Raw genomic sequence first — 25,220 nt, 5'->3', positions numbered from 1 at the left:
GCGCCTTGGAGGAGTTGCGATGTATGCGTGCAGTTGGACCCGGCCTCGTCCGGTCACCCCGGATCGTCGCCGGGAACGGAGCAGCCGCTGGTTGCGCAATCTCGTGCTTGCCACCGCGGTGCTGCTGTCGCCCGCGGCCTTCGCGCAGGGCACGGTGGTGGCCTGGGGCCTGGGCCTGGATGGCCAGACCACGGTGCCGCCGCCCGGCAACGATGTCGTCGCCATCGGCGCGGGCCACCTGCACAGCCTGATCGTGCATGCCGACGGCACGGTCTCCGCGTTCGGCGCCAATGCATTCGGACAGAGCGACGTGCCGGCGGGCCTCGCCAACGTCACCGCGGTGGCCGGCGGGCTGTTCCACAGCGTGGCCTTGCGCGCGGATGGCACGGTGGTGGCGTGGGGCGACGACGGCCAGTCGCAGTTGCAGGTGCCGGCCGCATTGAGCGACGCCACCGCGATCGCCGCCGGCGGCCTGCACAGCCTGGCACTGCGGCGCGACGGCACGGTCGTCGCCTGGGGCGCGAACGGCTCCGGCCAGGTGGACGTGCCCGCGGGCCTCACCGGTGTAAGCGCGATCGCCGCGGGGCGTTTCCACAGCCTGGCGCTGCGCATCGACGGCACCGTGGTCGCATGGGGCAGCAATCTCGACGGCGAATCCGCCGTTCCCGGCGGACTCGACCATGTCGTTGCCGTCGCCGCGGGCAATACCCTGAGCATGGCGCTGCGCTCCGACGGCACCGTCGTGGTGTGGGGCGACCAGGACAATCCGCGCGCGGTTCCCGCCGGCCTCACCGGTGTCGTCGCCATCGCCGGTGGCGTCCAGCACTGCGTGGCCCTGCGCGCGGACGGCACCGTGATCGCGTGGGGCTTCGACAGCGAGGGCCAGGTCAGCATCCCGGCCGGCCTGGGCGGCGTCACCCGGATCGCCGCGGGCAGTTACCACAACCTCGCGCTGCGCGATGCGCTCTCGCCGGAGCAGGCGATCCGCGACCTGCGCGCCGACGTCACCCAACTGGGCGTACCGGTCCGCGAGGCGTTGCGCGTCCAGCTCGACCTGGCCCTGGCGGCGTTGTCCGGATCCAACCGCGTCACGGCGTGCCGCTCGCTGCTGGCCTTCAGCCGCACCGCGCTCGCGCAGCGTGGCCGCCAACTGGGTCGCGAACAGGCGGACTACTTCATCGCGCAGGCGGCCGACATCCGCGCGCTGATCGGCTGTCGCTGATTCGCGGCGCGCGTCCGGCGCTGGGCGACGCGTGCAGCGCAATCCGCGTGCGGGAATCGCGACGTGGAAACCACGGGGTGAAGCGCCACGCATGAATTCGACGCGCCGCGCCGACGAAGCGCTCAGTGCGCAGAAGGACCGGCTCGCCGCGGCCTGACGCGACCGTCCCGCCGGCGGGATTTTTCTTCCCTGGTTGCGGCACTTTTTCCCCGGCATGGCGGACCCACGTCGTGGGGCACGGTGGCGACCCGCGGCAATGCGGGCGCCAGCGCTACTCCCCACACCAGGAATCGTCATGAGCAAGCTTGCAGGCAAAGTCGCCGTCGTCACCGGCGCATCCAAGGGCATCGGCGCCGCCATCGCCACGGCCCTCGCCGCCGAAGGCGCGGCGGTCGTCGTCAACTACGCATCGAGCAAGGAGGGCGCCGACGCGGTCGTCGACCGCATCAAGGCCGCCGGCGGCCGCGCCGTCGCGGTGCGCGGCGACGTGTCGAAACAGGCGGAGGCCGAAGCCATCGTCGATGCGGCCGTGCAGCAGTTCGGCCGGCTCGACATCCTCGTCAACAATTCCGGCGTGTACGGCTTCGCGCCGCTGCAGGACATCACCGAGGCCGACTTCCACCGCCACTTCAACATCAACGTGCTCGGCCTGCTGCTCACCACGCAGGCCGCGGCCAGGCACATGGGCGAGGGCGCCAGCATCATCAACGTCGGCTCGGTCGCCACCCGCATCACTCCGCCGGGCAGCGCGGTGTACACCGGCACCAAGGGCGCGGTCGACGCGATCACCGGCGTGCTCTCGCGCGAGCTGGGACCGCGCAGGATCCGCGTCAACGCGCTGAACCCGGGAATGATCGAGACCGAGGGCACCCACAGCGCCGGTTTCATCGGCTCGGACTTCCACACCAACGCAATCGCGCAGACCCCGCTCGGCCGCATCGGCCAGCCCGACGACATCGCCTCGATCGCGGTGTTCCTCGCCTCGAACGATTCGTACTGGCTGACCGGCGAACAATTGCTGGCCGGCGGCGGCGTGCGCTGATCGCCGTGGGGAAGGGCGGTGCGCCGCCTTTCCCTGGCTGCACCCCGGTTCCACACCGGGATAACACCGCCGGTAGAACCATGCGCCATCGCTGACGCCGCCCCGGCGGCGTCGCTCACCGAGGCGTCGTCATGGCGGGCGTGCGCAGGTTGCTGGAATGGATGTGCCTCGTGCTGGCGCTCGCCGCCGGCGGAGGCTGCGCCACGCTGCCGCAAGGGGGCGCGGCCTGGGGCGAGAACGCGACGCTGACACCCGGCTGGGAGCGCATCCGCGCGTCGGCGGCGAATGCGGCGCGCGATCCGCACGTGTGGGTACCGCTGGCGGGCGCGGTGGTCTTCCAGGTCGACGACTGGGATCGGGAAGTCGCCGACTGGGCGCGGCGCGAACGGCCACTGTTCGGTTCCCAGCGCAATGCCGTGCGCTGGAGCGACGACCTGCGCAGCGCGTCGAGCCTGGCGTATGCGGCGACGGTGTTGTTCACGCCCAGCGGCGATTCGGCGGACGAGTGGTTCGCCAACAAGGCGCGCGGCCTCGCCGTCGGCGTGGCGGCGCGCGCGGCCACCAGCCAGGTCACCAACGCGTTCAAGCGCGGCACCGATCGCACCCGGCCCGATGGCAGCCGTTCGCCGAGCTTTCCCTCCGGGCACGCCTCGGCTGCCGCGGTGAACACCCGCCTGGCCTCGCGCAACCTGCGCTTCATCGACATGTCCGAGCGCACGCGCCAGGTGCTCGATGTCGGCCTGGTGGCGTTGACCGCGGGCACCTCGTGGGCGCGCATCGAAGCGGGCAAGCACTATCCCTCCGACGTGCTGGCCGGCATGGCCCTGGGGAATTTCCTCGCCGTCTTCATCAACGACGCCTTCCTCGGCGGGCCCGGCGACGCGCGGCGCGGGGTGGGGTGGAAGCGGTGCCCGGCGGGTTCGCGCTGCGCATCTACGTCATCTATTGAGCGCATACCCGCGCGGCACCCGCACGGGGGATGGCCGCTGGTATGGCGGCGCGCCTACAACGGCGCACCCCCGCGAACGAGGAGTTGCCATGAACCGGTCCCATGCAGTGGTCGCAGTGTTGCTGGCCGCCGCGCCGTTGGCAGGCATGGCGCAGGACCTCGCCGTGAGCGCCGGCAAGCAGGCCAAGGTGGTGCTGGACAACGACAAGGTGCGGGTCATCGAATTGCAGATGGCGCCGGGGCAGAGCACCGGCATGCATTCGCACGGCGACAACGTCGTGGTGTTCCTTTCCGGCGGTGCGGCGACGCAGACCATGGCCGACGGCACCACCCGTTCGATGGATCGCAAGCCCGGCGAAGTGCTGTGGAGCGGCCCGGTCACCCACGACACCAGGAACACCGGCAAGACCGCTGTGCACACGCTGGTGATCGAACTGAAGGAACCGATGGCGCCGGAGCCGATGCCGAAGGAGTGAGGACCGCGGCGGCAAAGCGCCTCAGGGCATCCCCGCCGCGTCGCCGCGTCCGTGCAGGACGACGCGGTTGCGGCCTTCGCGCTTGGCGCGGTACAGCGCTTCGTCGCAGCGCTTGAGCACGGCATCGACATCGGCGTCCTGCGCATTCATCAGCGCGAGTCCGATCGACGCGGTGAAAGCGATGTCATGGCCATCATGCGTGGCAACGGTGCGGGCGGCGACCGCCGCGCGCAGGGTCTCGGCCAGCGCCAGCGCCGCGGCCTGCGGCGTATCGGGCAGGGCGATCGCAAACTCCTCGCCGCCCAGCCGGCCGAAGATCGCGGACTCGGGCAACGCCGCCGTGCACGTGGCGGCGAACGCCTTCAGCACCATGTCGCCGACGGCGTGGCCATGGCCGTCGTTGATGCGCTTGAAATGGTCGATGTCGATCATCAGGAACGCCAGCGGCGTGCCGTCGCGCTGCGCCCGCACGGTCTCGCGATCGGTGCAGTCGTAGAAGTGGCGCCGGCTGAGCACGCCGGTGAGGTGGTCGGTATTGGCCAGGCGCTGCACGGCGTCGCGCTGCGCCTCCAGCGCCTCGGTGCGCACGGCGACCAGCTGCTCGAGCTGTTCGCGGTGGGCGCGCAACTCGCCCTCGTGCACGCGGCGCAACGACAGCTCCGCGACCAGGGTCTGGCGCATGCGGTTGATGGAATCGGCCACCTCGTCGATCTCGTCCGGCGGTCCGGCGCTGTCCTTGTCGAGGTGCAGCGGCTGCTCCAGCGTATCCAGGTGCAGGCCGCGCGCGTATGCGGCCATCGCGGCGAGATGCCGCGTGACCCAGTAGCGGAACAGGAACAGCAACAGCAGGCCGCCGGCGACCAAGGCGGTGGCGAGCGTCAGCGTGCGCGAGAGGGCGCGCTTCCGGATCTCGGCGACGATCGTGCGATCGTCCATCGCCACGTCGAGCGTGCCCATCGCGAAGACGCGATCGCCGCGCTTGGTCAGGGTGTAGCGGCGCGATGCTACCTCGCGCGCCGGCGGTCGGCCGCGTTCGCGCACCTGGCCGCGGTCGTCGCGCAGGCGGACCCAGGCGACTCCTTCGCCGCGGGAGATGCCGTCGAGCAGCAGGTCGATGCGCGTGCTGTCGACCTGCCAGACCGCCTCGGTCAGGCTCGGCACGATGTTGGTGCCGACCTCGTCGAGGCGCTCGCGCAGGTGCGCCACCTCGCCCTGGTACGCGGAACGCAGCTGGACCACCGTCATCACCAGCGCGAGCACCAGCGCCACCGCGCTGGCGGCGAACACCAGGCGCCGGCTGACCGAACGGCGCGCGCGCACCTCATGGCCGGGTGCGCGGCTCACCGCGCCGCTCCCGGGGTCGGCAGCCACGCCGGATCCTGCACCGGCGTCGTCGCGGGCAGCAGCGGATTGGACAGCTCCAGCACGCGCCGCCGCGGCAGGTCCAACGCCGCCAGTTGCGCGCCGTAGGTCTGGTCGAACAGGCGCTGCAGGCTGCCGTCGCGCTGGCTGCGTTGCAGCCCGGTCGCCAGGGCGTCGGCGAGCGCGACGTTGTCCGGATGCACGAAGAAATACAGCGCCGACGGATAGTGCAGCAGCAGCGTGGGTTCGACCGCGAGCGGCAGGCCGGGGCGCGCGGCGAGTTCGTCGCCGACTTCGGCGACCGAGCGCGGCAGGTAGTCGATGTGGCCGCGCGCGAGCATGGCGAACAGGCCGTCGTAGCTGCTGCCGGCCGCGACCGCCAGGCCATTGCCGCGCAGGATCGCCAGGTCGGGCCAGTCGTGGCCTTGGGCGCCGATCCGCTGGCGGAGGTCGCGGACGTCGCGCACCTGCGCGAACGAGCCGACGGCGTCGCGCCGCACCAGCAGCACGCGCCAGCCGATCAGGCCGCGGTCGATGGGGAAGCGCACCGGGCGCAGGCTGCGTTCGCGTTCGCTGGTGGTCTCCGACCAGGCCACGTCGAGCAGGCTGTCCTCCACCAATCGCAACGTCCGCAGCTGCGACGCCGGCGTGGTCGCGGCCTGCAATACGTGCGCGCGCCCGCTGCGCGCGAGCGCGAGGCGCAGCACCGCCAGCGGATAGGCACGGCGCGCGTCGGCGGCGGATTCCTGCGCCGGATACCGCACCTGCAGCGCCGTCCCTGCTGCCGCCGCGAAGGCGGGCGAGATGGCGGCCAGCACCAGCGCGAGCGCCAGCACGAACCCGCGCGCCCGGCACAAGGCGGGCGCGGAACCGGCGACGAACGGATCGCGGCGGTGCATTCGCGTAGCAGCCTCGCATGCACGGGTCGACGTCGGGCCCATGCTAAGGCCATTGCCGCGGCGGCGCGGAACACAATGGACGGCGGCGCCGTCCGCCCGACGCGCAAGCCCGTGCGCAGGCATCGGCGCCACGCCGGCGCTAGAGCGCTTCGCTGCCGACGGCGTGCCGCGGCTTGTCCGCGCCGACGCGCCGGCGCACCGCATCCATGTCGCGGATCGGCCGCACTTCGATGCTGCCGGTGCGCGACCACGGGAACTCCGAGGCGATGCGCACGGCTTCCTCCAAGCTGTCCGCCTCGATGATGTTGAAGCCGGCCAGGAGTTCCTTGGTTTCGGCGAACGGCCCATCGACCACCGTCGTGCCGCCATTGCGGCTGCGGATCGTGCGCGCGGTGGCGGCCGGCTCCAGCTGGCGTGATCCGACCAGCTTGCCCGCGGCGCGCAGCTCGTCGGCGTGCTCCAGGCAGCCGCGCATCAGGGTGTCGTACTCGGCTGCGGGAATCGCGTCCTGCAGGGCGGTGTCGGTGTAGACCAGCATCAGGTACTGCATGGGCGTCCTTCGCTCACGGGTCGGGACGTCATTCTCGCGCGCCGGGCGTCGTCGCGGCAGCCGCCGGGGATGGCGCGTGCACCTGCGTGATCGAGGCAAAAAAAGAGCCGGCCCATGGCCGGCTCCTTTCAGGCGCGGTGGCGGTTCAGCGGCCGGGGACGCGGCAGCACTGCGCGGTGCCCTCGACGACGATGGTGCCGCTGGTCAGGTTCGAACCCGAGCAGTAACCCTGCATGTCGCCGGCACCGGCGCGGAACAGGCCGTTGATCGCCCAGTCGGCCTGCTTGAAGCCCGGGGTGCGGCAACCGGCGCCGGTGATGGTGTAGCCGGTCGGGCAGGACGGGATCGCGATGTCGAACAGGTCGTTGCCGGCCACGTTCTCGGAGACGAACGTTTCCGTGCACTGCACCGCGGTCGCGTGCGGCGCATCGAAGTAGCCGACGACGTCGACGACGTACTGCGCGTTGCGCTCGCTGAACAGCTTGAAGTCGGCGCCGCCGTAGCTGGCCAGGGTGATCGACGCGCCCGTGCTGGTGACCTGGTTGGCCTGGTAGATCAGGGTGGCGGCCAGCGGCGGCGAGGACAGGTTGGCGGGATACAGCGTGGCGTAGCCGGTCTGCGGCGGGGCCACGGCGGTCACCGTCACGACTAGGACTTCCGGGCTCTCGCCGCCCAGGCCGCAGTCGGTGGCCGCGCCGCCCTGCGCGGTGAAGTTGCCGCTGGGCGCGGTCCAGCCGGCGAAGCCGCGCGAAGTACCCGCGGCGATGGCGCCGCCGGCGAGGCGCGTGTCGACCAGGCGGCACGGCGCCAGCTGCGTGTAGACCAGGTCGCGGGTGAGCTCGCCCAGCGAGGCCGGCGCGACGTTCGCGCTGGCGGTAGCCATCGAGCCGCGCGCCAGCGCGTCGATGACGCGGCTGTCGGACAGCTTGTGGCCGGCGCCGTCGAGGGTCGCGAGCGCGCCTTCGAACGTAGTGCGCTGCAGCGCCTGGCGGAAGTTCTGCGCATCGGAAGCGACGAAGCTCGGCACCATGCGCTTCGCCCAGGTGCGCACGTCGACGCCGTACATGCGTTGCGCGTAAGAACCCCACTTCATGACGAACTGCTGGGCCATGGCGCCGCGTTGGGCCGGCGACAGCGACGACGTTGCGCGCGCGGTCCTGGCGGAGCCGCTGGTACCCGAAATCCGTTCCGCATTCGCCAGGCCGCTGGTCAGTGCGCACGTCGTTGCAATCGAAAGCCCAAGCAGTTTCAGCTTCATCGCGAGTTCCCCATTTGAGTTGAATGCACGCGCCCGCAGCGACCCGGTTGCCGGATGCCGCGGCCGCGCATGTGTTGTTGGTGTTGCCCCCGGGCGTACCCTACAACATTTCCGGGACGCGACGCGCGTCCCAGATTTGAATGCGGCGAGCGCGCCGGCGCGGCGGTACGGGACTAGTGGCACACGTGGGTGGCGCGGCGCGGGCGGAATACTCCAAGGCTGCCGCCATTGCGTCCGCGATCGGCCATGGCTCCCCGCGCGATCCGTCGCGCCAACCCGAGAGGTCCCGAATGCGCAATGTGATTCTGGCCGCCGCACTTGTCGCCAGTGCCCCCGTCGCCATCGCCGCCGATGCCAATCCCTGGCATGCCAGGGCGCGCGATCTGCTGGAGCACTCCATCGCCATCCCGACCGTCGCCGGTCGCGGCAAGGTGCCCGAACTCGCGCAGTACCTCGCCGCGCAGTACAAGGCGGCGGGTTGGGCCGAAGGCGACATCCACGTGATGCCGTACGACGCCACGCCGGAGAACAAGACCGCGGCGCTGATCGTGCGCTGGCCGGCCGCCGGCAAGGCCAGCGCCAAGCCCATCCTGCTGATGGCGCACATGGACGTCGTCGAGGCGCGGGCCGAGGACTGGTCGCTGGATCCGTTCAAGCTGGTGGAGAAGGACGGCTACTTCTACGGGCGCGGCACCAGCGACGACAAGATGGGCGTGGTCGCGGTGACCACCGCGCTGCTCCAGCTCAAGGCCAAGGGCTTCAAGCCCAAGCGCGACATCGTGGTGCTGTTCACCGGCGACGAGGAAACCACCGGCCGCGGCGCGCACCTGGGCGCGACCCAGTGGCGCTCGCTGCTGGATGCCGAATACGGCCTCAATGCCGACGGCGGCGGGGGCGGCTTCGGCAAGGACGGGCGGCCGATCGGCTTCACCTTCCAGACCGCGGAGAAGACCTACGCCGACTTCGCCTTCACCACGCACAACGCCGGCGGCCACAGCTCCAAGCCGCGCCCGGACAACGCGATCTACGAATTGTCCGCCGCGCTCAACCGCCTGGGCGAGTACCGCTTCGAACCCAGCCTCAACGCCACCACGCGCGCGTACTTCGGCGAACGCCAGAAGAGCGAATCCGGTGCGCTCGGCGATGCCATGCGCGCCTGGTTGAAGAACCCGGGCGACGGCGCCGCCGCCGATGCGATCGAAGCCGATGCCGGCGAAGTCGGACTCACCCGCACCCGCTGCGTGGCGACCATGCTCACCGGCGGCCACGCGCCCAACGCGTTGCCGCAGATGGCGAAGGCCACGGTCAATTGCCGCATCCTGCCGGGCGTGTCGCCCGATGCGATCCGCGAGGAACTGCAGAAGATCGCCGGCGCCAAGGTCGAGGTCACGCGCCTGGACGACTACAAGACCTCGCTGGATTCGCCGCTGCGCCCGGACGTGCTGCAGGCGTACATCGCGAGCGTGCGCACGATGTTCCCGAAGACGCCGGTGATCCCCGAGATGAGCACCGGCGCCAGCGATGCGCGGCCGTTCCGCGAGAACGGCATCCCGGTGTACGGCGTCGACGGCTCCTGGGGCGTCGTGCCGGACGACATGCGCGCGCATGGCCGCGACGAGCGCCTGCCGGTGAAGGCGCTCGGCGACGACGTCGACCATTGGGTGCGGATGCTGACGAAGCTCGCGGGCTGACGGGCGCAGGGTGGGCGAACGATCGGTGGGCGCCATGCCCACCCTGCGCTCACCCGGCGCCGGGCCTTACGTGCAGGCCCAGCGCGGTGGCCACCACCGGCACGGCTTCGTCGTCGCGCTGGTGGGTGATGAAGCCGGCCTGGTGTTCGCCGCCGGCCTCGTAGGTCCACAGCGTGTAGTGGTGTTCGCGCAGGCGGTCGAAGGCGGTGCCGATCAGCACCGGCACCTCCGCGTCGGCGAGGAAATCCTCGTCCGCCGGATCCTCCACGCCCCAGTCGATGCGCAGGTTGAAGCGCGAGGCGAGCTCGTCCAGCACCTCGATCAGCCCGGCGGGGTCCTCGTTCTCGACGAAGAAGCCGGACTTCCAGTCGATCACGTCGCGCAGCGCCTCCGCCGGTTCGGTGCCCTCGTCGAGGGCATCGCGGCAGGCGGCGAACTGCTGCATCGCCGCATCCTCGTCGCCGGGGTTGATCAGCAGCAGCAGCTGCCACGCCAGCGCCTCGATCGCGGCGTCCTCGTCGATGTCGGCTTCGGGGTTGAAGGCGCGGGCGAAGTTGTCGTCCGGGTCGTAGTCGCGATGGCTGCTCATGGGCGTGCCCTCCAGGCCGCCACAGGATAGGCCTTTCCGGCACGCGGCGAAGCGCGGCAGCGCGGGTCGAGCCGGTATGCTCCCGGCTCCCATCGGAAGCCCTGCATGAACTGGATCGACCTGCGCAGCGACACCGTCACCCGTCCCACCGCGGCAATGCGCGAGGCGATGGCGCGCGCCGAGGTCGGCGACGACGTGTACGGCGAGGACCCGACCGTCAACGCGCTGCAGCAGCGCCTGGCCGACGAGCTGGGATTCGAGGCCGGCCTGTTCGCGCCCAGCGGCACCCAGGCCAACCTGGTCGCGTTGCTGTCGCATTGCCAGCGTGGCGACGAATACGTGGTGGGCATGGACGCGCACACCTACAAGTACGAAGGCGGCGGCGCCGCGGTGTTCGGCTCGATCCAGCCGCAGCCGATCGTGCAGGCGGACGACGGCACCCTGCCGCTGGACGTCGTCGAGCAGGCGATCAAGCCGCGCGACCCGCATTTCGCGCGCACGCGCCTGCTGTGCCTGGAGAACACCTGGCACGGCCGCGCGCTGCCGCACGCCTACCTGCGCAATGCGCGCGCGCTGTGCGACCGGCACGGGATCGCGCTGCACCTCGATGGCGCGCGCTTGTACAACGCCGCGGTCGCCGACGGCGTGGCGCCGCGCGAGATCGCCCGGCACTTCGACAGCGTGTCGGTGTGCCTGTCGAAGGGACTGGGCGCGCCGGTGGGCTCGGTGCTGCTGGGCACGCGCGCCCTGATCGACGAGGCGCGGCGCTGGCGCAAGGTCGCCGGCGGCGGCATGCGCCAGGCCGGGCTGCTCGCGGCGGCCTGCCTGCACGCTCTCGACCACCACGTCGCCCGCCTCGCCGACGACCATCGCCGCGCGGCCGAACTGGCCGCCGGACTGCAGGACGCCCCCGGGCTGCGCGTGCTCGGCCAGCACACCAACATGGTGTTCCTCGATGTCGCCGCGGAGCGGCTGGCGGCGCTCAAGCAGCACGCCGAGGCGTCGGGTGTCCGCCTGTCGATCGGCTACACCCCGCGCGTGCGCCTGGTGACCCACCTCGACATCGACGATGCGGCCATCGCGCGCGCGGTCGGCGTCCTGCGGGCCGGCGCAGGCGGGCCCGGCTGAGGCCTGCAGCGCCCGCGCCGCCCAGGCTTTACACATAGGTAGCTTGAGGCAGCGTAGGATCGGTGCCCGAAATGCCCCTGTCGCGATCTGCGATGACCAGGAGCACCGCCATGAAGTACCTGACCTTCCTGCTGATCTCCGGCCTCCTGCTGGAGCCGGCGGCGCAGGCCCACGAAGGCCCCCGCGCCAACGCCGCCACCACGGCGGCGGTGCCGGCCCCCAAGCTGCAGGCCACCCTGCGCGCGCTGTGGCATGGCCACGTCGCCAACACCCGCGAGTACGCGCTCGCGGTGAAGGCCGGGGACGGACAGCGCAGCAAGGCGGCGGCCGACGCCGTGGTCGCCAACGCCAAGCAACTGGCCGGCGCGGTCGGCGGCTTCTACGGCAAGCCCGCCGGCGACCGCATGCTCGCGCTGCTCGCCGGCCATTGGGGCGCGGTGAAGGCGATGACCGATGCCGAGCGCAGCGGCGACCGCGCCGCGGCGAATGCCGCGATGACCACGCTGACGCAGAACGCCGGCGAGATCGCGGTGTTCCTGGCCGGCGCCAACCCGTACCTGCCGCAGGACACGGTGCGCGGCCTGCTGCTCGCGCACGGCGCGCACCACGCCGCGCAGATCGGCGCGGTGATGCGCGGCGACCGCCAGGCCGAAGCGAAGACCTGGGCCGCGATGCAGCAGCACATGGACACCATCGCCGATGCGATGGCGGCGGCGCTGGCCAGGCAGTTCCCGCAGAAGGCGGCCTGAGCGCGCATGGCCGAACTGCGCCACCTCGGTGCGACCCAACAGGCGTTGCTGCGGCACCTGCTGCAGCAACCCGACGGCGTCGGCGTGGAGGCGCTGTGCGAACGCCTGCGCATCAGCCACAACGCGGTGCGCCAGCACCTCAACGCACTGGCCGGCAAGGGTTGGGTCGAGCGTGCCGCACCGCTGGCCAGCGGCGGCCGGCCGCAGGCGCGTTACCGCCTCACCGCGCAGGGCCATGCGCTGTTCCCGCGCAACTACGGCCAGATCGCCGGCGCGCTGATGGCCGGCGTGATCGCGCAACTCGGCGAAGCCGCGGCGCGCGAGCTGCTGGTGCGCCTCGGCCGCGAGATGGGCCAGGCCGAGCCCGGCACGGACGCGACCGCCCCGCGCGAAGCGGTGGCGGCCGCGCTGGCGGAACGGATGGACGCGCTGGGTTACGAGGCCCTTGCCACGCAGCGCGGTGGCGAGGCGCAGGTGGAGGCGTACAACTGCGTATTCCATGCGCTCGCGCGGGAACACCCGGATGTGTGCCGCTTCGACCTCGCCTTCATGGAGGCCGCCTCAGGGCACCGCATCCACCACATGGAGTGCATCGTGCGCGGCGGCCACGTCTGCCGCTTCCGCATCGGCGAAGGCGCGGGAAACGGCGCCAACGGCGCGCCGGATTAGCGCACCGCCCGCAGGATTAGCCGCCGCGGGGTTCAGGCGTCGCCGGGTTGCCCCTGCACCGCGACCTGTTCCTCGATCGCCGGCGCCGTGGCGCGCGCAGGATCGGTGTCGGGGCGCGGCTGTGCGGGCGAAGCCCCGCTATCGGCGTCGGCTGGAAGCGCCTGCGGTGCATGCGCCGTGCGATGCCGTGCGGACTGTTCCGCCGAATCGATCAGCGCCGCCATGACCATGCCCATCAGGCTGCGGCTGCCGCGCGCCGCGCGGTCGGTCGTGACCGGCGAGGGAGCGGCTGCGCTTGCCACCGGGGACGCGGATTTCGATACATGCACTTGTGCCGCCGCCACGAGGGGGGCCGCGCACAACGCGATCGCTAGCAGTGGTTTGGCTCGTTGCATGGGCTGCTCCGTGGGCGCCCTCGCCTTGGCGGGTGTGTGCAGGCTAGGCCTGCATGCATGCGGCGCGCCGTGAATCCCGCGTCGCTATCGAGTAAAACGCGAAGACGAGGCGCATCCGGTTGCGCGTGGCTCAGCAACGTGGCGGCCGCGTGAGCCTGCATGTCTACGCATCGTGACGACCGACACGAAAAACCATGCCGAATCGGCTGTCGGGCTAGGCCAAGAGTCATCGCGTCGACCCGGCCGTGCCGCTGCTACCATCGGCCGCCGCTGTCCGCCTTTTCCTTCCAGGTGCCGCATGAAGAACACATTCGCCCGGAGCGCGCCCGCACGTAGCGCGCTTGCCGCCTCCCTGCTGTCCCTTGCCGTGGCATTCGCGCTGCAGCCCGCCCTGGCCGCCAATCCCAAGGCGCCGTCGTTCGATCCCAAGCGCCTGTCCGAGGAAGTGAAGGTGCTCGCCTCCGACGCGTTCGAGGGCCGCGGCCCCGCCACCGCCGGCGAGACCAAGACCATCGAATACGTCACCGCGCAGATGCAGGCTGCCGGCCTGCACCCGGGCGGCGACCTCAAGGACGGCAAGCGCCTGTGGACCCAGGCGGTGCCGCTGCTGCGCGCCGAGATCACCGGCACGCCGACGCTGTCGATGCGCGAGGGCGGCAAGGCGCAGGCGTTGACCCAGGGCGAGCAGATCGCCGTGCGCGCCGCGCTCAACGGCGACAAGCACGTCACCATCAAGGACGCGCCGCTGGTGTTCGCCGGTTATGGCGTGAAGGCGCCCGAGCGCAACTGGGACGACTTCAAGGGCGTGGACGTCAAGGGCAAGATCCTCGTCGTCCTGATCAACGACCCGGACTTCGAGACCGGCCAGGGCGATTTCGGCGGCAAGGCCATGACCTATTACGGCCGCTGGACCTACAAGTACGAGGAAGCCGCGCGCCAGGGCGCCGCCGGCCTGCTGATCGTGCACGAGACCGATCCGGCCTCCTACGGCTGGGCGACGGTGAAGAACTCCAACACCAACACCATGTTCGACGTGGTGCGCGACGACCCCAAGGCGGTGCACGCACCGCTGGAAGGCTGGATCCAGCGCGACTTCGCGGTGGACCTGTTCAAGCAGGCCGGCCTCGATTTCGACGCGCTGAAGAAGCAGGCGCAGACGCGCGACTTCAAGCCGGTCGAGCTCAAGGGCGCGAGCTTCAGCGCCGACTATGACGTCGACTCCAAGGTCATCACCTCGCAGAACATCGTCGGCCTGCTCGAAGGCAGCAAGCGTCCCGACGAGTACGTGATGTACAGCGCGCACTGGGACCACCTGGGCGTCGGCCAGCCCGATGCCAAGGGCGACGAGATCTACAACGGCGCGGTCGACAACGCCACCGGCACCGCGGCGCTGATCGAACTGGGTCGCGCCTTCGCCCACGCTTCGAGGAAGCCCGAGCGTTCGCTGGTGTTCCTCAACGTCACCGCCGAGGAAAAGGGCCTGCTGGGCTCGGAGTACTACTCGTCCAAGCCGCTGTACCCGCTGGGCAAGACCGTGGGCGTGATCAACATGGACGCGCTCGATCCGCACGGACCGGCGCGCGACTTCAACATCTCCGGCAGCGCCAAGCTGGAACTGCTCGACCAGCTGGTCGCCACCGCGAAGAAGTGGAACGTGGGCTACTCGCCGGATCCGAAGCCGGAAGCCGGCCACTTCTTCCGCTCCGACCACTTCCCGTTCGCCAAGCGTGGCGTGCCGGCGGTCTCGTTCGGCTCGGGCGACGACCGCGTCGACGGCGGCGTCGCCGCGGCCAAGGCGTGGAGCGAGATGTACACCCGCGACCGCTACCACCAGCCGGCGGACGAGTGGGAAGCGAGCTGGCCGTTCACCGGCATGGTGCGCGACCTGCAGATCCTCTACACGCTCGGCAGTGACCTGGCCAACTCGAAGGCGTGGCCGAACTGGGCGCAGGATTCCGAGTTCCGCGCCGCGCGCGACGCGAGCGCCGGGCAGCGCAAGTAAGGCGCGAACGAGCTTGCGAACGAAGCCCCGCCCACCCGGCGGGGCTTTTTTGTGCGCGCGAGGTCGCCACCTGATCGGGTGAGGCGGATGCGCCAGCGCCTTGATTGCATGGAAGGCAGCGGCTGCGCCGCAATTCCCGCTGCGGGCAAGCGTGGCCGTTGTCGCGGCAACGCCGCGTTCCTCGGGTTGCTCCGCCCGCACGGGCTCCCGGAAGCGCACCATGAAAACTCGATTGCTGACGACGGCACTGGCCGTGGCGGTCCTCGCCGCGCTCGCGTCCTGCCAACGCGCCACCGCGCCGGAAGCCGCGGCGCCAGGCACCACCGCCACCGCGCCCGCCGCGAGCGCGCCGCCCGCCCCCGCGGCGAAGGCCGCGTACACCGACCTGGAGCAGCTCGCGCAGCGCGTCGTCACCCAGAGCGCCGCGGTCAAGGAAGGCGAGGTCGTGCTGATCAACGGACGGATGGAGGATGCCGAACTGCTCGAGGACATCGCCGTCAACGTGCGCAAGGTCGGCGGCTTCCCGCTCGTCGAATACGGCAGCGACCGCCTCGACAAGCGCCTGTTCTTCGACGTGCCCGAGAAGTACGACACCCAGGCCAACACGCTGGGCAGCAAGCTCGCGGACATGGTCGACGTGGTGATCTCGGTGGGCAACAACGGCACCGAGAACCTGTTCGAGGGCGCCGACCCCAAGCGCATGGCCGCGCGCGGCAAGGCCGGCGAAGCGGTGATGCAGAAATTCCTGCGCAAGGTGCGCAACGTCGAGATCGGCAACAACCTGTATCCGACCTCGTGGCGCGCCGAGCGCTACGGCCTGGCGCAGGACGAGCTGGCGCGCACGTTCTGGAACGGCGTCAACCTCGACTACAGCGAACTGCAGGCGCGCGGCGCGCAGGTGAAGGCCGCCATCGCCGCCGGCAACGAAGTGCACATCACCAATCCCAACGGCACCGACCTCAAGATGAGCATCAAGGGGCGGCCGGTGCTGGTGAGCGACGGCGTGGTCAGCGCCGAGGACATGAAGGGCGGCGCCGCGGCGGCCGCGGCCTACCTGCCCGCGGGCGAGGTCTACACCACCCCGGTCGCCGGCAGCGCGGAGGGCAAGATCGTCAACACGCGCAGCTACTATCGCGGCAAGGAAGTGAACAACCTCACGCTCACCGTCAGCGGCGGCAAGGTGACCGCCATGACCGGCGAAGGCCCCGGCTACGCCGGGCTCAAGGCCGAGTACGACGCGGTCGACGACGCCCGCAAGGACCAGCTCGGCTTCTTCGACGTCGGCATCAATCCGAACGTGAAGCTGGCCGCGACGAGCAAGGTCGGGACCTGGGTGCCCGCCGGTTCGGTGACGGTGGGTACCGGCGTCAATGTCTGGGCGGGAGGCGACAACTCGGTGCCCTATGGGCTGGTGCTAGTCCTGCCCAACAGCACCGTCACCCTCGACGGCAAGCCGATCATCGAGAACGGTGCGCTGAAGCTGTAGTCCGGCGCGCCGCGAAGAACACAAAGGCGGCCGCTGGCCGCCTTTGTCGTTGCTTGCAGGCTGCGTCAGCGCGCCGCGCTGCGCCGTTGCGGCAGTTCGCGCGCAAGCCAGCGCTCGAGCATCCGCTTCTCGTAACGCAGCGGCTCGCTGTCGAAGCGACCCGACGCCATGAGGTAACCCGCATCCACCAGCCGGCGTTCGCCCTGGGCGATCACGGTGCCGTCGGCCGCGGTGTGGGTGAAGCGCAGGGTGATGCGCGGCGGATACAGGTCGCGCAGGAAACGCGTGTCCTGGAACTGCGGTCCGCGCCAGGGTTCGAAATCACCGGCGAGGTCGACGTCGACGATGGTGACATCCAGGCGTTCGCCGGCGGACAGGCGTGGGGCGGCGTAGTCGCGCACATGCTGCGCCAGCGTCTCGATCCAGTTGCCGCGCCGGGACTCCCAGCTGTTGTTGCTGTAGCGGATCTCGCTGAACTTCGCCGGGTCTTCCCAGCGCACCGCGACCGCGCCCTGTTCGGGCAGGCTGCGCGGCGCGTCGGCGTCGGTGACGAAGCGGATGCGCGCGGCGGCGTCGGGCGATGCCAAGGTGCCGGCCGATGCCAGCCCGATCGCCAGCAGCGCGGGCAGGGCGGATTTCGCGTTCATGGCGGACTCCCGGTGCGGATCGACCCATTGATTGTCCTCTCCCGGCGCACGGGTTTGAAGTTGCAGGACCCGCATCGGGGCGCGCCGGAGAGGCCCGTTCATCGGCGAGTCGTTAACGCGGACTAACCTGCGCGCCCCGCGAAGCTAACGCCTGCCTTCGCACACTGGCCGGCGGTCGATTGACGGCCGCAATCCCGCGGCCCCTGGGAGGCCTGGCATGAACGATACGAAGCGCGGAAGCATTCCCGCATGGCGCATGGCAACGCTGTTGTCGCTGGCACTGGGCGCACCGGCGTTCGCGGAGGATCCGGGAGCCAAGTTCAAGGCGATGGACACCAACAACGACGGCATGGTGTCGGCGGCCGAGCACGCCGCGGCCGTGACCAGCATGTTCGGCGAGATGGATGCCGACGGCGACGGCAAGGTCACCGCGGCGGAAATGGACGCACGCCACGCCATGATGAAGCCCGCCAAGGCGAAGGAACCGATGACCTCGAACGACGCGGCGATGGACCATGGCGCGATGCACCGCGAGATGTCCTCGGCCGAGAAGATCGCCAAGATGGATACCGATGGTGACGGCATGCTGTCGTCCGCCGAGCACGACGCCGGGGCCAAGACGATGTTTTCGGAGATGGACACCGATGGCAACGGCAGCCTGTCGCGGCAGGAGCTCGCCGCCGGGCACGCGACGATGATGAAGCACGACAAGACCGGCAAGACGCCGCCGAAGTCGCCATAACGGCGCCACGTCGACCCATGGCACCGGCGGGCAGCTGCAGGACGAGCGATCGCTGCGCATGAATGCACAAACGACACCGCCGGTGCCGGCCACGCCCGAGTCGCCTGCGCCGCCGCCGGAAACGCCGGACGCGCGCCCGCCGCAACCCGAATCGCCAACGCCGGCGCCGGCCCCGCCGCAACGGGAGATTCCGGTGCAGCCGGTGCCCGAGCCCGAGCCCGCGCCGCCGGAAGCGCCGCCGCCGGACGTGCCCGAACCACTGCAGCCGCCGATGCACGATCCGGTGCCGCCCGCGCCGAAGGCGCGGTCGGATCGCGCGCGTGCGAATGGATCGCCGCGCCCGGCGTCAGTGCCTGCTGCCGCTGCGACCGTCGTCGCGCCCCTGCTTGCGCGTGCGCGCTTCCTCGGGCGCTTCCATCCTGCGCTGCGTCGTGCCTTGCCGGCCCGCGCGCAGGGCGTGGTCCTGGTCGGTCATGCGATCGGGGCCCGGAGGAGGACTGGTGTGGTCGCCCTTGGCGCGATCGGCGGCGTGTCGATTGGTGCTCATGCTTGCGGCTCCGGAAGGGGGCGACGGCCACGCTAGGCACGGCGCTGTTACCGGCTCCGCATGCCGGCGTTACGCCGGCGCTAAACGCACCATGTCACGGCGCGTGACCCGCCCACGGGATGCGTCGTCCCGGAATCCGCGGCTAATCGCCCCACCGGCAAGCGGGTAACCTTCCTGCCTTCCCCAGCTCCGGAGTTTCCATGTCCCTGTCCATGTACGACGCTTCCGTGCCCGTGTTCGTGCGCGTGCTGCGCAACCTCGACCAGGTGCTCGCCAAGGGCGAGGCGCATGCGCGCGAGAAGGGCGCCGAGCCCGAGATCCTGCTGCAGTCGCGCCTGATCTTCGACATGCTGCCGCTGGTGCGGCAGGTGCAGATCGCGACCGACATGGCCACGCGCGGCGCCACCCGCCTGGCCGCGCAGGAACCGCGCAGCGTCGAGGACAACGAGACCACGTTCGCGCAGCTGCATGCACGCATCGCCGCGGCGATCGCGCACCTGGAGAGCTTCACCGCCGAGCAGTTCGCCGGCAGCGAGTCGCGCGCGATCACGGTCAAGACCCGCCGCGGCGAACTGAAGTTCGACGGCCAGACCTACCTGCTCGCCTATGTGCTGCCGAACCTGTTCTTCCACGTCACCACCGCCTACAACCTGCTGCGCCAGGCGGGTGTGCCGATCGGCAAGGCCGACTTCCTCGGCGAAGGCTGAGCGGCATCCGGCGTCGCCGCGGGCCCGCGGCGACGCCCTCCGGGATCACTTCACCGGAATCATCAGGTGCTGGTACGGCGTGCCGGCCCACATCACGTAGGGCACCGACGTATCGGGATCGGCGGACTTCGGGTACATGTCGTAGAACGACGGATCGGCGCCCACGATCATCACGTGCGGTCCGGTCTTGACCCAGTGGTTGCTCGCCGTCGGCTTGTCCGCGTAGGGATCGGTGTTGCTGGCGTCGGTCCCGCCCGCGAGCATGTACATGAAGCCGATCTTGCCGGTCGCAGGATCCTTGTGGCCCATCCAGGCATGCGCCCACTCCATCGCGGCGGCATCCATGCACATCGGATCCGGGCCGGGGGTGGTCGGGTTGTCGGGCATGCAGGTGAACCCGTTGTCGCCGTCGCGCAGGGTGCGCATGCCGTCCTTGCCCATCGCCACGATGGAGGCCTTGGCGGCGACCTTGGCAGGTGCGGCCTGCATCGCGCTCTTGATCAGCTTCTGGTCGGCGGCCGCGTCGGCGGCCCAGGCATTTGCGCTCATCGTGGCGGCCAGCACGGCAAGCGCCACTATCGATCTGTACATGGTGGGACTCCAGGCAAAAGGCGGTTCCCTCGCCGCGCATTGTCGTGCGCGCACCGTCGTGCAGCGTCCCCCGAACGGGGGAGCCCGCGCCTCGCGAGTGCGAACCGGCGCGCGTAGACGCGCCCTCCACATTGCCCAACCATCGATGAGCCGCGGCCGCTGGGGTTCACCGGTGATTCGCGCGGCGCTGCCAAGACTGCACGCTCCCCCACCGCAGGAGTAACGGATGAAGGTGACTCGCAAGCGCAGCCCGATGCTGCTCGGTGCCGCATTGGCCTGCCTGTGCAGCGTGGCGGCGGCCCAGCAGCAACCGGGACTGACCAAGGCCGAAGTGCAGGCGCGGCTCGAGGCGCAGGGCTACACCAAGGTCAATGACGTGAAGTTCCGCGACGGCGTGTGGAAGGCCGATGCGCGCAGCGCCAACGGCAATCGCGTGGACGTGCGGATCGATCCCACCACCGGCGAGATCTATCCCGACGAACAGGTCGCCAACCTCAGTGAGGCCGACGTGCGCGCCAAGCTCGCCGCGGCCGGCTACACCAACGTGCACGACGTCGATTACGAGGACGGCATCTGGAATGCCGAGGCCGACGATCCGCAGGGCAAGGACGTCGAACTGAAGATCGACCCGAAGAACGGCAAGGTGATCGGCAAGGAAAAGGATTGATCAGCGACGCCCGGCCCGAAAACACGAAGCCCCGCATCTGCGGGGCTTCGTCTTGTTGCCGGAAGGCGGCTCAGTGGTGCAGCAGGATGTCGGCGATGATGCCGGTGGCCACGGCGACCAGGATGAAACGGCCGTCCTCGGTGCGCACCCAGCGGTGGCCGCGGGGTGGTTCGCGCAGTTCGTAGCGGTCGTAGTCCTCGACGTAGTAGCGCGGTTCCAGGTACACGACCTCGATGCGTTCGCCGCGGTGGTAGTCGCGGTGCTTCCAGTGCTTGGACTTGCGGTAGTAGCCGTCGTCGTCGTCATCATCGTCATGGTCGTGATGATGGCGGTCGCCGCGATGGTGGTGGTCGTCGGCCAGCGCTGCGCCCGCGGTGAGCAGCAGCGAGGCGAGGGACATGGCAAGAATCAGGCGCTTCATGGCGGTCCTTCAGCCGCGGCGCGATGCTGGGCATCGCGCCGCCGGGCTTAGTCGATCAGTGGTGCAGCAGGATGTCGGCGATGATGCCGGTGGCCACGGCGACCAGGATGAAGCGGCCGTCGGGGCTGCGGATCCAGCGATGGCCGCGCGGCGGCGGCGCCAAGTGGTACACGCGGTAGTCCTCGACGTAGTAGCGCGGCTGCATGTAGACCACGTCGACCCGTTCGCCCTTGTGCCAACCGTAGTGGTTGCCGGGCGGGTGGTCGCCATGGCCGCCACCGCCATGACCGCGGCCGTGGCCCTTGGCGACGGCGACCGAAGACAGAGACAGCAGCGCAAGCGATACGGCCAGTAGCAGGCGTTTCATGGATTCCCCCTCGTAAGCATGAATGTGCGTGTGTGCAGCCCCGATGGTAGGAGCCCGGCACTCCGCGCGGGAGCGAAGTTCACCACGGACTTCGCGAAATTTGACCGGCATCGCCGTTCCGCGCGCGCGGGGGTTGGCCCGCATTCATGCAGCTGGCCCGGCACTGTGACCGCCGCCACCGATTGCCCCGTGGCCGGGACGATTCTTCCCTCGAATCCCGGCTTATCAGGCCGGGGCGGCGGCCCTAGCCTGTGCGCCTCCCCCGAGGACCCGTCCGCCATGCTCACGCCGCGCCAGGCCCAACTCGCCTTCGTCCCGCTGATGGTGACCGTGATGTCGGCCACGATCAGCCTGGCCATGACCACGCTCCACCACGGCCTCCAGCCCGGACTGCTGCAGGCCTGGCTGCACAACTGGGCGCTCGCCTTCGCCGTGGCCCTGCCGGTGGCGTGGGTCGCGGTGCCCGCGGTGCGCGGCCTGCTGGCGCGCCTGACCCGCACGGCGCCGGCGATCCCCGCGCGCAGCCTCGGCGAGATGGGCTGAGCGTGGCCCACGGTCCCGCCCCGCGCGTCGATTACGATCTGCCGGTCGCCCCGGTGCAGGAACCCCGCGTGGATGCCGTCGTCTCCATCCGTGACGTGAGCAAGACCTATGCGTCCGGCCATGTCGCGCTCAAGCACGTCGACCTCGACATCCGTCGCGGCGAGATCTTCGCCCTGCTCGGGCCCAACGGCGCCGGCAAGACCACGCTGATCAGCATCGTCTGCGGCATCGTCAACGCCAGCACCGGCACCGTGCTCGCGGACGGCCACGACATCGTGCGCGAGTACCGCGCCGCCCGCGCCAAGATCGGGCTGGTGCCGCAGGAGCTGTCGACCGATGCGTTCGAGACGGTGTGGGCGACGGTGAGCTTCAGCCGCGGCCTGTTCGGCAAGGCGCCCGATCCGGCGCACCTGGAGAAGGTGCTGCGCGACCTGTCGCTGTGGGACAAGAAGGACAGCAAGATCATGACGCTGTCCGGCGGCATGAAGCGGCGCGTGCTGATCGCCAAGGCGCTGGCGCACCAGCCGCAGATCCTGTTCCTCGACGAACCCACCGCCGGCGTCGACGTCGAGCTGCGCCGCGACATGTGGCAGATGGTGCGCGCGCTGCGCGAGAGCGGCGTGACCATCATCCTCACCACGCACTACATCGAGGAAGCCGAGGAGATGGCCGACCGCATCGGCGTCATCAGCAACGGCGAGCTGATCGTGGTTGAGGACAAGCACGTGCTGATGCGCAAGCTCGGCAAGAAGCAGCTGACCCTGCAATTGCAGGAACCGCTGGCCGCGGTGCCCGCCGCGCTGGCGGAGTTCGGCCTGGAGCTGGCCGACGAGGGCCACGCGCTGGTCTACACCTTCGACACCCAGCGCGAGCAGACCGGAATCGCCACGCTGATGCGGCGGCTCAACGAGCAGGGGATCGACTTCAAGGACCTGCATTCCAGCGAGAGCTCGCTCGAGGACATCTTCGTCACCCTCGTCCACGGCAACGGCGGGGCGCGCGCATGAGCATGAACGTGCACGCGATCCGTGCGATCTACCGCTTCGAGATGGCGCGCACCTTCCGCACCCTGCTGGAGTCGATCCTGTCGCCGGTGCTGTCGACCTCGCTGTACTTCATCGTCTTCGGCGCGGCGATCGGCTCGCGCATGGGCGACGTCGACGGCGTCGGCTACGGCGCCTTCATCATTCCGGGCCTGGTGATGCTGTCGCTGCTCAACGAGAGCGTGTCCAACGCCTCGTTCGGGATCTACCTGCCGAAGTGGTCGGGCACGATCTACGAGCTGCTGTCGGCGCCGGTGTCGACCAGCGAGATCCTGCTCGGCTACGTGGGCGCCGCGGCGACCAAGTCGCTGATGCTGGGCACGCTGATCCTGGTCACCGCGCGCTTCTTCGTGCCGTACGAGATCGCGCACCCGTTCTGGATGGGCTGCTTCCTGGTGCTGACGGCGCTGAGCTTCAGCCTGTTCGGTTTCATCATCGGGGTGTGGGCGGACAGCTTCCAGAAACTGCAGGTGATCCCGCTGCTGATCCTGACCCCGCTGACCTTCCTCGGCGGCGCGTTCTATTCGATCGGCATGCTGCCGCCGCTGTGGCAGAAGCTCGCGCTGTTCAACCCGGTCGTGTACCTGATCAGCGGGATGCGCTGGAGCTTCTACGGCGTCAGTGACGTCAACATCGTGGTGAGCGCGGCGGCGATCCTGGCGTTCCTGGGGCTGTGCCTGGCGCTGATCGCGTGGATCTTCCGCACCGGCTACAAGCTCAAGGCCTAGCCCGGCGGACGGAAACGAAAGAGGCGGGCCAGGCCCGCCTCTTCGATGCTGACGCGGGCACGGCGCTCAGCCGTTGGCCGCGCGCTTGGCCATCTGCAGCCGTTCCAGTTCGAGCGCGTCGCGCTTGGCCTGCTGCTTGCGCAGTTCCTCCTGCCGCAGCGCCTCCACTTCCTCCGGCGACGGCTCCTGGTGCAGCGACAGCGACGTCGCCGATGCCGCGGCCGGTTCGCCGCGCTGGCTCTTCAGCTTGATGTTCAGGCGCAGCTCGTTGGCCGAGTCGGCGTTGCGGATCGCTTCCTCGTAGGAGATCCGGCCCTCGTTGTAGAGCTCGAACAGCGCCCAGTCGAAGGTGCGCATGCCCAGCTCGCGCGACTTCTCCATCACGCCCTTGAGCTCGTGGAACTCGCCCTTGAAGATCTTCTCGGCGATGGTCGGGGTGTTGAGCAGGATCTCGATCGCCGCGACGCGGCCCTTGCCGTCCTCGGTGCGGATCAGGCGCTGCGAGACGATCGCGCGCAGGTTGGCCGACAGGTCCATCAGCAGCTGGGTGCGGCGCTCTTCCGGGAAGAAGTTGATGATGCGCTCCATCGTCTGGCTGGCGCTGTTGGCGTGCAGCGTGCTCAGGCACAGGTGGCCGGTTTCGGCGAAGGAGATCGCGTGCTCCATCGTTTCGGCGTCGCGGATCTCGCCGACGAGGATCACGTCCGGCGCCTGGCGCAGGGTGTTCTTCAGCGCGTGGTGCCAGGAGTGCGTGTCCACGCCGACCTCGCGGTGGGTGACCAGCGACTTCTGCGACACGTGCGCGTACTCGACCGGGTCCTCCACGGTGATGATGTGCCCGGACGAGGTGCGGTTGCGGTGGTCGACCATGGCCGCGAGCGAGGTCGACTTGCCCGAGCCGGTGCCTCCGACCAGCAGGACCAGGCCGCGTTTCTCCATCACCACCTGCTTGAGCACCTCGGGCAGGCGCAGCTTCTCGAAGTTGGGGATCTCCGCGGCGATCGTGCGCAGGACCATGCCGACGTTGCCCTGCTGCACGAACACGTTGACGCGGAATCGCGACACGCCGGGCACGACGATGGCGAAGTTGCATTCCATCTCGGTGGCGAACTCGGCGCGCTGCTTCTCGTTCATCAGCGCGGTGGCGAGTTTGGCGGTGACCTCGCCCGTGAGCTTCTGCTGGGTCAGCGGCGTCATCGCGCCGTGCGCCTTCATGCTCGGCGGGAAGTCGTGCGCGATGAACAGGTCGGAGCCGCCGGCCTTGGCCATCGCCGCCAGCAGCTTGTGCATGTAGTCCTTGGCCTGTTCCTCGTTCAGCATCGATCTTTCCACTGCACCGTGATTGCGGGGCGGGAATTCTAGGATCGATGGCGCGCGCGGGCAGTGGATGCGGTCACGGTCCCACCGTGAAGGTGCCGCGGCGCTCAGTCCTGCTTGGATGAATCGGTCAGGAACCACGCCTCGACGGTGCCCTTCACCTTCATCGTCATCGGCTGGCCGTGGCGATCGAGCGCCTTGCCCACCGGCAGCTTCACCCAGCCCTCGCTGATGCAGTATTCCTCGACGTTGTGGCGCTCCGCGCCGTTGAAGCGGATGCCGATGCCGCGCTCGAGCAGGGCTTCGTCGTAGAACTTGCTGCGCGGGTCGTTGGAAAGGCGATCGGGCGGGGTGTCGGACATGGTCGTGCTCGAGGCTTGCATCGGGGCCCGCATTGTAGGCGGCCCCCGATGCGACCGGAATCGGCGCCCTG

The 25,220-nt window shown here is 70.0% G+C and carries 27 protein-coding genes and 2 pseudogenes; 16 read left to right on the top strand and 13 right to left on the bottom strand.

Going from position 1 to position 25,220, the window contains the following annotated elements; all coding sequences use genetic code 11:
* Window positions 1–91 precede the first annotated feature (91 nt).
* The 4 genes and pseudogenes from BP05_RS13315 (at window position 92) to BP05_RS13300 (ending at window position 3,689) form a co-directional block, all read left to right on the top strand.
* Entirely contained in the window at window positions 92–1,222 is a 1,131-nt protein-coding gene (locus BP05_RS13315; protein ID WP_496364239.1) for an RCC1 domain-containing protein, read from the top strand.
* 295 nt (window positions 1,223–1,517) lie between these two features.
* Complete coding sequence (locus tag BP05_RS13310; protein ID WP_496364237.1) at window positions 1,518–2,264, top strand: glucose 1-dehydrogenase; 747 nt, start codon at window positions 1,518–1,520, stop codon at window positions 2,262–2,264.
* A gap of 131 nt (window positions 2,265–2,395) precedes the next feature.
* A pseudogene (locus BP05_RS13305) lies at window positions 2,396–3,055 on the top strand (hypothetical protein); the annotation flags it as partial.
* Between the two features lie 247 nt (window positions 3,056–3,302).
* A complete protein-coding gene (locus BP05_RS13300; RefSeq protein WP_496364468.1) occupies window positions 3,303–3,689 on the top strand; it encodes a cupin domain-containing protein in 387 nt (128 codons plus the stop codon).
* A gap of 21 nt (window positions 3,690–3,710) precedes the next feature.
* Here the strand turns inward: BP05_RS13300 and BP05_RS13295 are convergent, their stop codons facing one another.
* From BP05_RS13295 to BP05_RS13280, 4 genes are all read right to left on the bottom strand, one after another.
* Window positions 3,711–5,033 carry a GGDEF domain-containing protein gene (locus BP05_RS13295; protein WP_496364235.1) on the bottom strand — a complete coding sequence of 441 codons (1,323 nt, stop codon included), beginning with the start codon at window positions 5,031–5,033 and terminating at the stop codon, window positions 3,711–3,713.
* On the bottom strand, window positions 5,030–5,950 hold the full coding sequence (locus BP05_RS13290; RefSeq protein WP_496364233.1) for a transporter substrate-binding domain-containing protein: 921 nt from the start codon (window positions 5,948–5,950) through the stop codon (window positions 5,030–5,032). The genes BP05_RS13295 and BP05_RS13290 overlap by 4 nt, the downstream gene beginning before the upstream one ends.
* A 139-nt stretch (window positions 5,951–6,089) precedes the next feature.
* Window positions 6,090–6,500: a YciI family protein gene (locus tag BP05_RS13285; RefSeq protein ID WP_496364232.1), complete on the bottom strand. Its 411-nt coding sequence runs from the start codon at window positions 6,498–6,500 to the stop codon at window positions 6,090–6,092.
* 145 nt (window positions 6,501–6,645) lie between these two features.
* Entirely contained in the window at window positions 6,646–7,758 is a 1,113-nt protein-coding gene (locus BP05_RS13280) for a hypothetical protein (RefSeq protein ID WP_496364230.1), read from the bottom strand.
* Between the two features lie 290 nt (window positions 7,759–8,048).
* On the opposite strand from BP05_RS13280, the gene BP05_RS13275 reads away from it, so the two are divergent.
* Window positions 8,049–9,449 (top strand): M20/M25/M40 family metallo-hydrolase, encoded by a 1,401-nt coding sequence (locus BP05_RS13275; protein WP_496364228.1) that lies wholly within the window; start codon window positions 8,049–8,051, stop codon window positions 9,447–9,449.
* A gap of 49 nt (window positions 9,450–9,498) precedes the next feature.
* Here the strand turns inward: BP05_RS13275 and BP05_RS13270 are convergent, their stop codons facing one another.
* Window positions 9,499–10,038, bottom strand: a complete 540-nt coding sequence (locus BP05_RS13270; RefSeq protein ID WP_496364226.1) for a DUF6630 family protein — start codon at window positions 10,036–10,038, stop codon at window positions 9,499–9,501.
* Window positions 10,039–10,143: 105 nt separating this feature from the next.
* Between BP05_RS13270 and ltaE the strand changes: the two genes are divergently transcribed.
* From ltaE to BP05_RS13255, 3 genes are all read left to right on the top strand, one after another.
* On the top strand, window positions 10,144–11,166 hold the full coding sequence (gene ltaE / locus BP05_RS13265; RefSeq protein WP_496364224.1) for a low-specificity L-threonine aldolase: 1,023 nt from the start codon (window positions 10,144–10,146) through the stop codon (window positions 11,164–11,166).
* A 110-nt stretch (window positions 11,167–11,276) separates the two neighbouring features.
* Window positions 11,277–11,915, top strand: coding sequence for a hypothetical protein (locus BP05_RS13260; RefSeq protein WP_496364222.1), 639 nt, complete (start codon window positions 11,277–11,279; stop codon window positions 11,913–11,915).
* Between the two features lie 6 nt (window positions 11,916–11,921).
* Window positions 11,922–12,584 (top strand): helix-turn-helix transcriptional regulator, encoded by a 663-nt coding sequence (locus BP05_RS13255; RefSeq protein WP_496364220.1) that lies wholly within the window; start codon window positions 11,922–11,924, stop codon window positions 12,582–12,584.
* 32 nt (window positions 12,585–12,616) lie between these two features.
* On the opposite strand, the gene BP05_RS13250 is transcribed toward BP05_RS13255, so the two are convergent.
* Window positions 12,617–12,886 carry a hypothetical protein gene (locus BP05_RS13250; protein WP_496364218.1) on the bottom strand — a complete coding sequence of 90 codons (270 nt, stop codon included), beginning with the start codon at window positions 12,884–12,886 and terminating at the stop codon, window positions 12,617–12,619.
* Between the two features lie 391 nt (window positions 12,887–13,277).
* Between BP05_RS13250 and BP05_RS13245 the strand changes: the two genes are divergently transcribed.
* On the top strand, window positions 13,278–14,981 hold the full coding sequence (locus tag BP05_RS13245) for a M28 family metallopeptidase (protein ID WP_496364216.1): 1,704 nt from the start codon (window positions 13,278–13,280) through the stop codon (window positions 14,979–14,981).
* A gap of 220 nt (window positions 14,982–15,201) precedes the next feature.
* Complete coding sequence (locus tag BP05_RS13240) at window positions 15,202–16,467, top strand: aminopeptidase (protein WP_496364214.1); 1,266 nt, start codon at window positions 15,202–15,204, stop codon at window positions 16,465–16,467.
* A 65-nt stretch (window positions 16,468–16,532) separates the two neighbouring features.
* Here BP05_RS13240 and BP05_RS13235 read toward each other — a convergent pair whose 3' ends face one another.
* Window positions 16,533–17,114, bottom strand: coding sequence for a DUF3016 domain-containing protein (locus BP05_RS13235; RefSeq protein ID WP_496364212.1), 582 nt, complete (start codon window positions 17,112–17,114; stop codon window positions 16,533–16,535).
* Window positions 17,115–17,331: 217 nt separating this feature from the next.
* On the opposite strand from BP05_RS13235, the gene BP05_RS13230 reads away from it, so the two are divergent.
* Window positions 17,332–17,856, top strand: coding sequence for an EF-hand domain-containing protein (locus tag BP05_RS13230; RefSeq protein WP_496364210.1), 525 nt, complete (start codon window positions 17,332–17,334; stop codon window positions 17,854–17,856).
* A 346-nt stretch (window positions 17,857–18,202) separates the two neighbouring features.
* On the opposite strand, the gene BP05_RS13225 is transcribed toward BP05_RS13230, so the two are convergent.
* The gene (locus BP05_RS13225) at window positions 18,203–18,403 is read right to left on the bottom strand and encodes a hypothetical protein (protein WP_496364208.1); all 201 of its coding nucleotides are present in this window, start codon (window positions 18,401–18,403) and stop codon (window positions 18,203–18,205) included.
* 200 nt (window positions 18,404–18,603) lie between these two features.
* Here BP05_RS13225 and BP05_RS13220 point away from each other — a divergent pair, with 200 nt between their 5' ends.
* Entirely contained in the window at window positions 18,604–19,110 is a 507-nt protein-coding gene (locus tag BP05_RS13220) for a DUF1993 domain-containing protein (protein ID WP_496364206.1), read from the top strand.
* Between the two features lie 45 nt (window positions 19,111–19,155).
* Here BP05_RS13220 and BP05_RS13215 read toward each other — a convergent pair whose 3' ends face one another.
* On the bottom strand, window positions 19,156–19,701 hold the full coding sequence (locus BP05_RS13215; protein WP_496364204.1) for a hypothetical protein: 546 nt from the start codon (window positions 19,699–19,701) through the stop codon (window positions 19,156–19,158).
* Window positions 19,702–19,927: 226 nt separating this feature from the next.
* Between BP05_RS13215 and BP05_RS13210 the strand changes: the two genes are divergently transcribed.
* Window positions 19,928–20,368 carry a PepSY domain-containing protein gene (locus tag BP05_RS13210; protein ID WP_496364202.1) on the top strand — a complete coding sequence of 147 codons (441 nt, stop codon included), beginning with the start codon at window positions 19,928–19,930 and terminating at the stop codon, window positions 20,366–20,368.
* A 70-nt stretch (window positions 20,369–20,438) separates the two neighbouring features.
* On the opposite strand, the gene BP05_RS13205 is transcribed toward BP05_RS13210, so the two are convergent.
* Both BP05_RS13205 and BP05_RS13200 read right to left on the bottom strand, forming a co-directional pair.
* Window positions 20,439–20,789 carry an RcnB family protein gene (locus BP05_RS13205; RefSeq protein WP_496364200.1) on the bottom strand — a complete coding sequence of 117 codons (351 nt, stop codon included), beginning with the start codon at window positions 20,787–20,789 and terminating at the stop codon, window positions 20,439–20,441.
* 55 nt (window positions 20,790–20,844) lie between these two features.
* The gene (locus tag BP05_RS13200; RefSeq protein ID WP_496364198.1) at window positions 20,845–21,156 is read right to left on the bottom strand and encodes an RcnB family protein; all 312 of its coding nucleotides are present in this window, start codon (window positions 21,154–21,156) and stop codon (window positions 20,845–20,847) included.
* 279 nt (window positions 21,157–21,435) lie between these two features.
* Here BP05_RS13200 and BP05_RS13195 point away from each other — a divergent pair, with 279 nt between their 5' ends.
* The 3 genes from BP05_RS13195 (at window position 21,436) to BP05_RS13185 (ending at window position 23,470) form a co-directional block, all read left to right on the top strand.
* Window positions 21,436–21,699: a DUF2798 domain-containing protein gene (locus BP05_RS13195; RefSeq protein WP_496364196.1), complete on the top strand. Its 264-nt coding sequence runs from the start codon at window positions 21,436–21,438 to the stop codon at window positions 21,697–21,699.
* Window positions 21,700–21,767: 68 nt separating this feature from the next.
* Window positions 21,768–22,706, top strand: coding sequence for an ABC transporter ATP-binding protein (locus tag BP05_RS13190; protein ID WP_496364452.1), 939 nt, complete (start codon window positions 21,768–21,770; stop codon window positions 22,704–22,706).
* A 2-nt stretch (window positions 22,707–22,708) separates the two neighbouring features.
* Window positions 22,709–23,470 (top strand): ABC transporter permease, encoded by a 762-nt coding sequence (locus BP05_RS13185; protein WP_496364450.1) that lies wholly within the window; start codon window positions 22,709–22,711, stop codon window positions 23,468–23,470.
* A 210-nt stretch (window positions 23,471–23,680) separates the two neighbouring features.
* Here the strand turns inward: BP05_RS13185 and BP05_RS13180 are convergent.
* Both BP05_RS13180 and BP05_RS13175 read right to left on the bottom strand, forming a co-directional pair.
* Window positions 23,681–24,790 (bottom strand): annotated as a pseudogene (locus BP05_RS13180) (PilT/PilU family type 4a pilus ATPase); the annotation flags it as partial.
* Between the two features lie 104 nt (window positions 24,791–24,894).
* Entirely contained in the window at window positions 24,895–25,149 is a 255-nt protein-coding gene (locus tag BP05_RS13175; RefSeq protein ID WP_496364194.1) for a DUF3297 family protein, read from the bottom strand.
* Between the last annotated feature and the right edge of the window lie 71 nt (window positions 25,150–25,220).

The organism is Lysobacter oryzae DSM 21044 (assembly GCF_059568595.1).
Note: the sequence above shows the minus strand (reverse complement) of the source record. Positions and strands in the feature narration are given on the sequence as shown.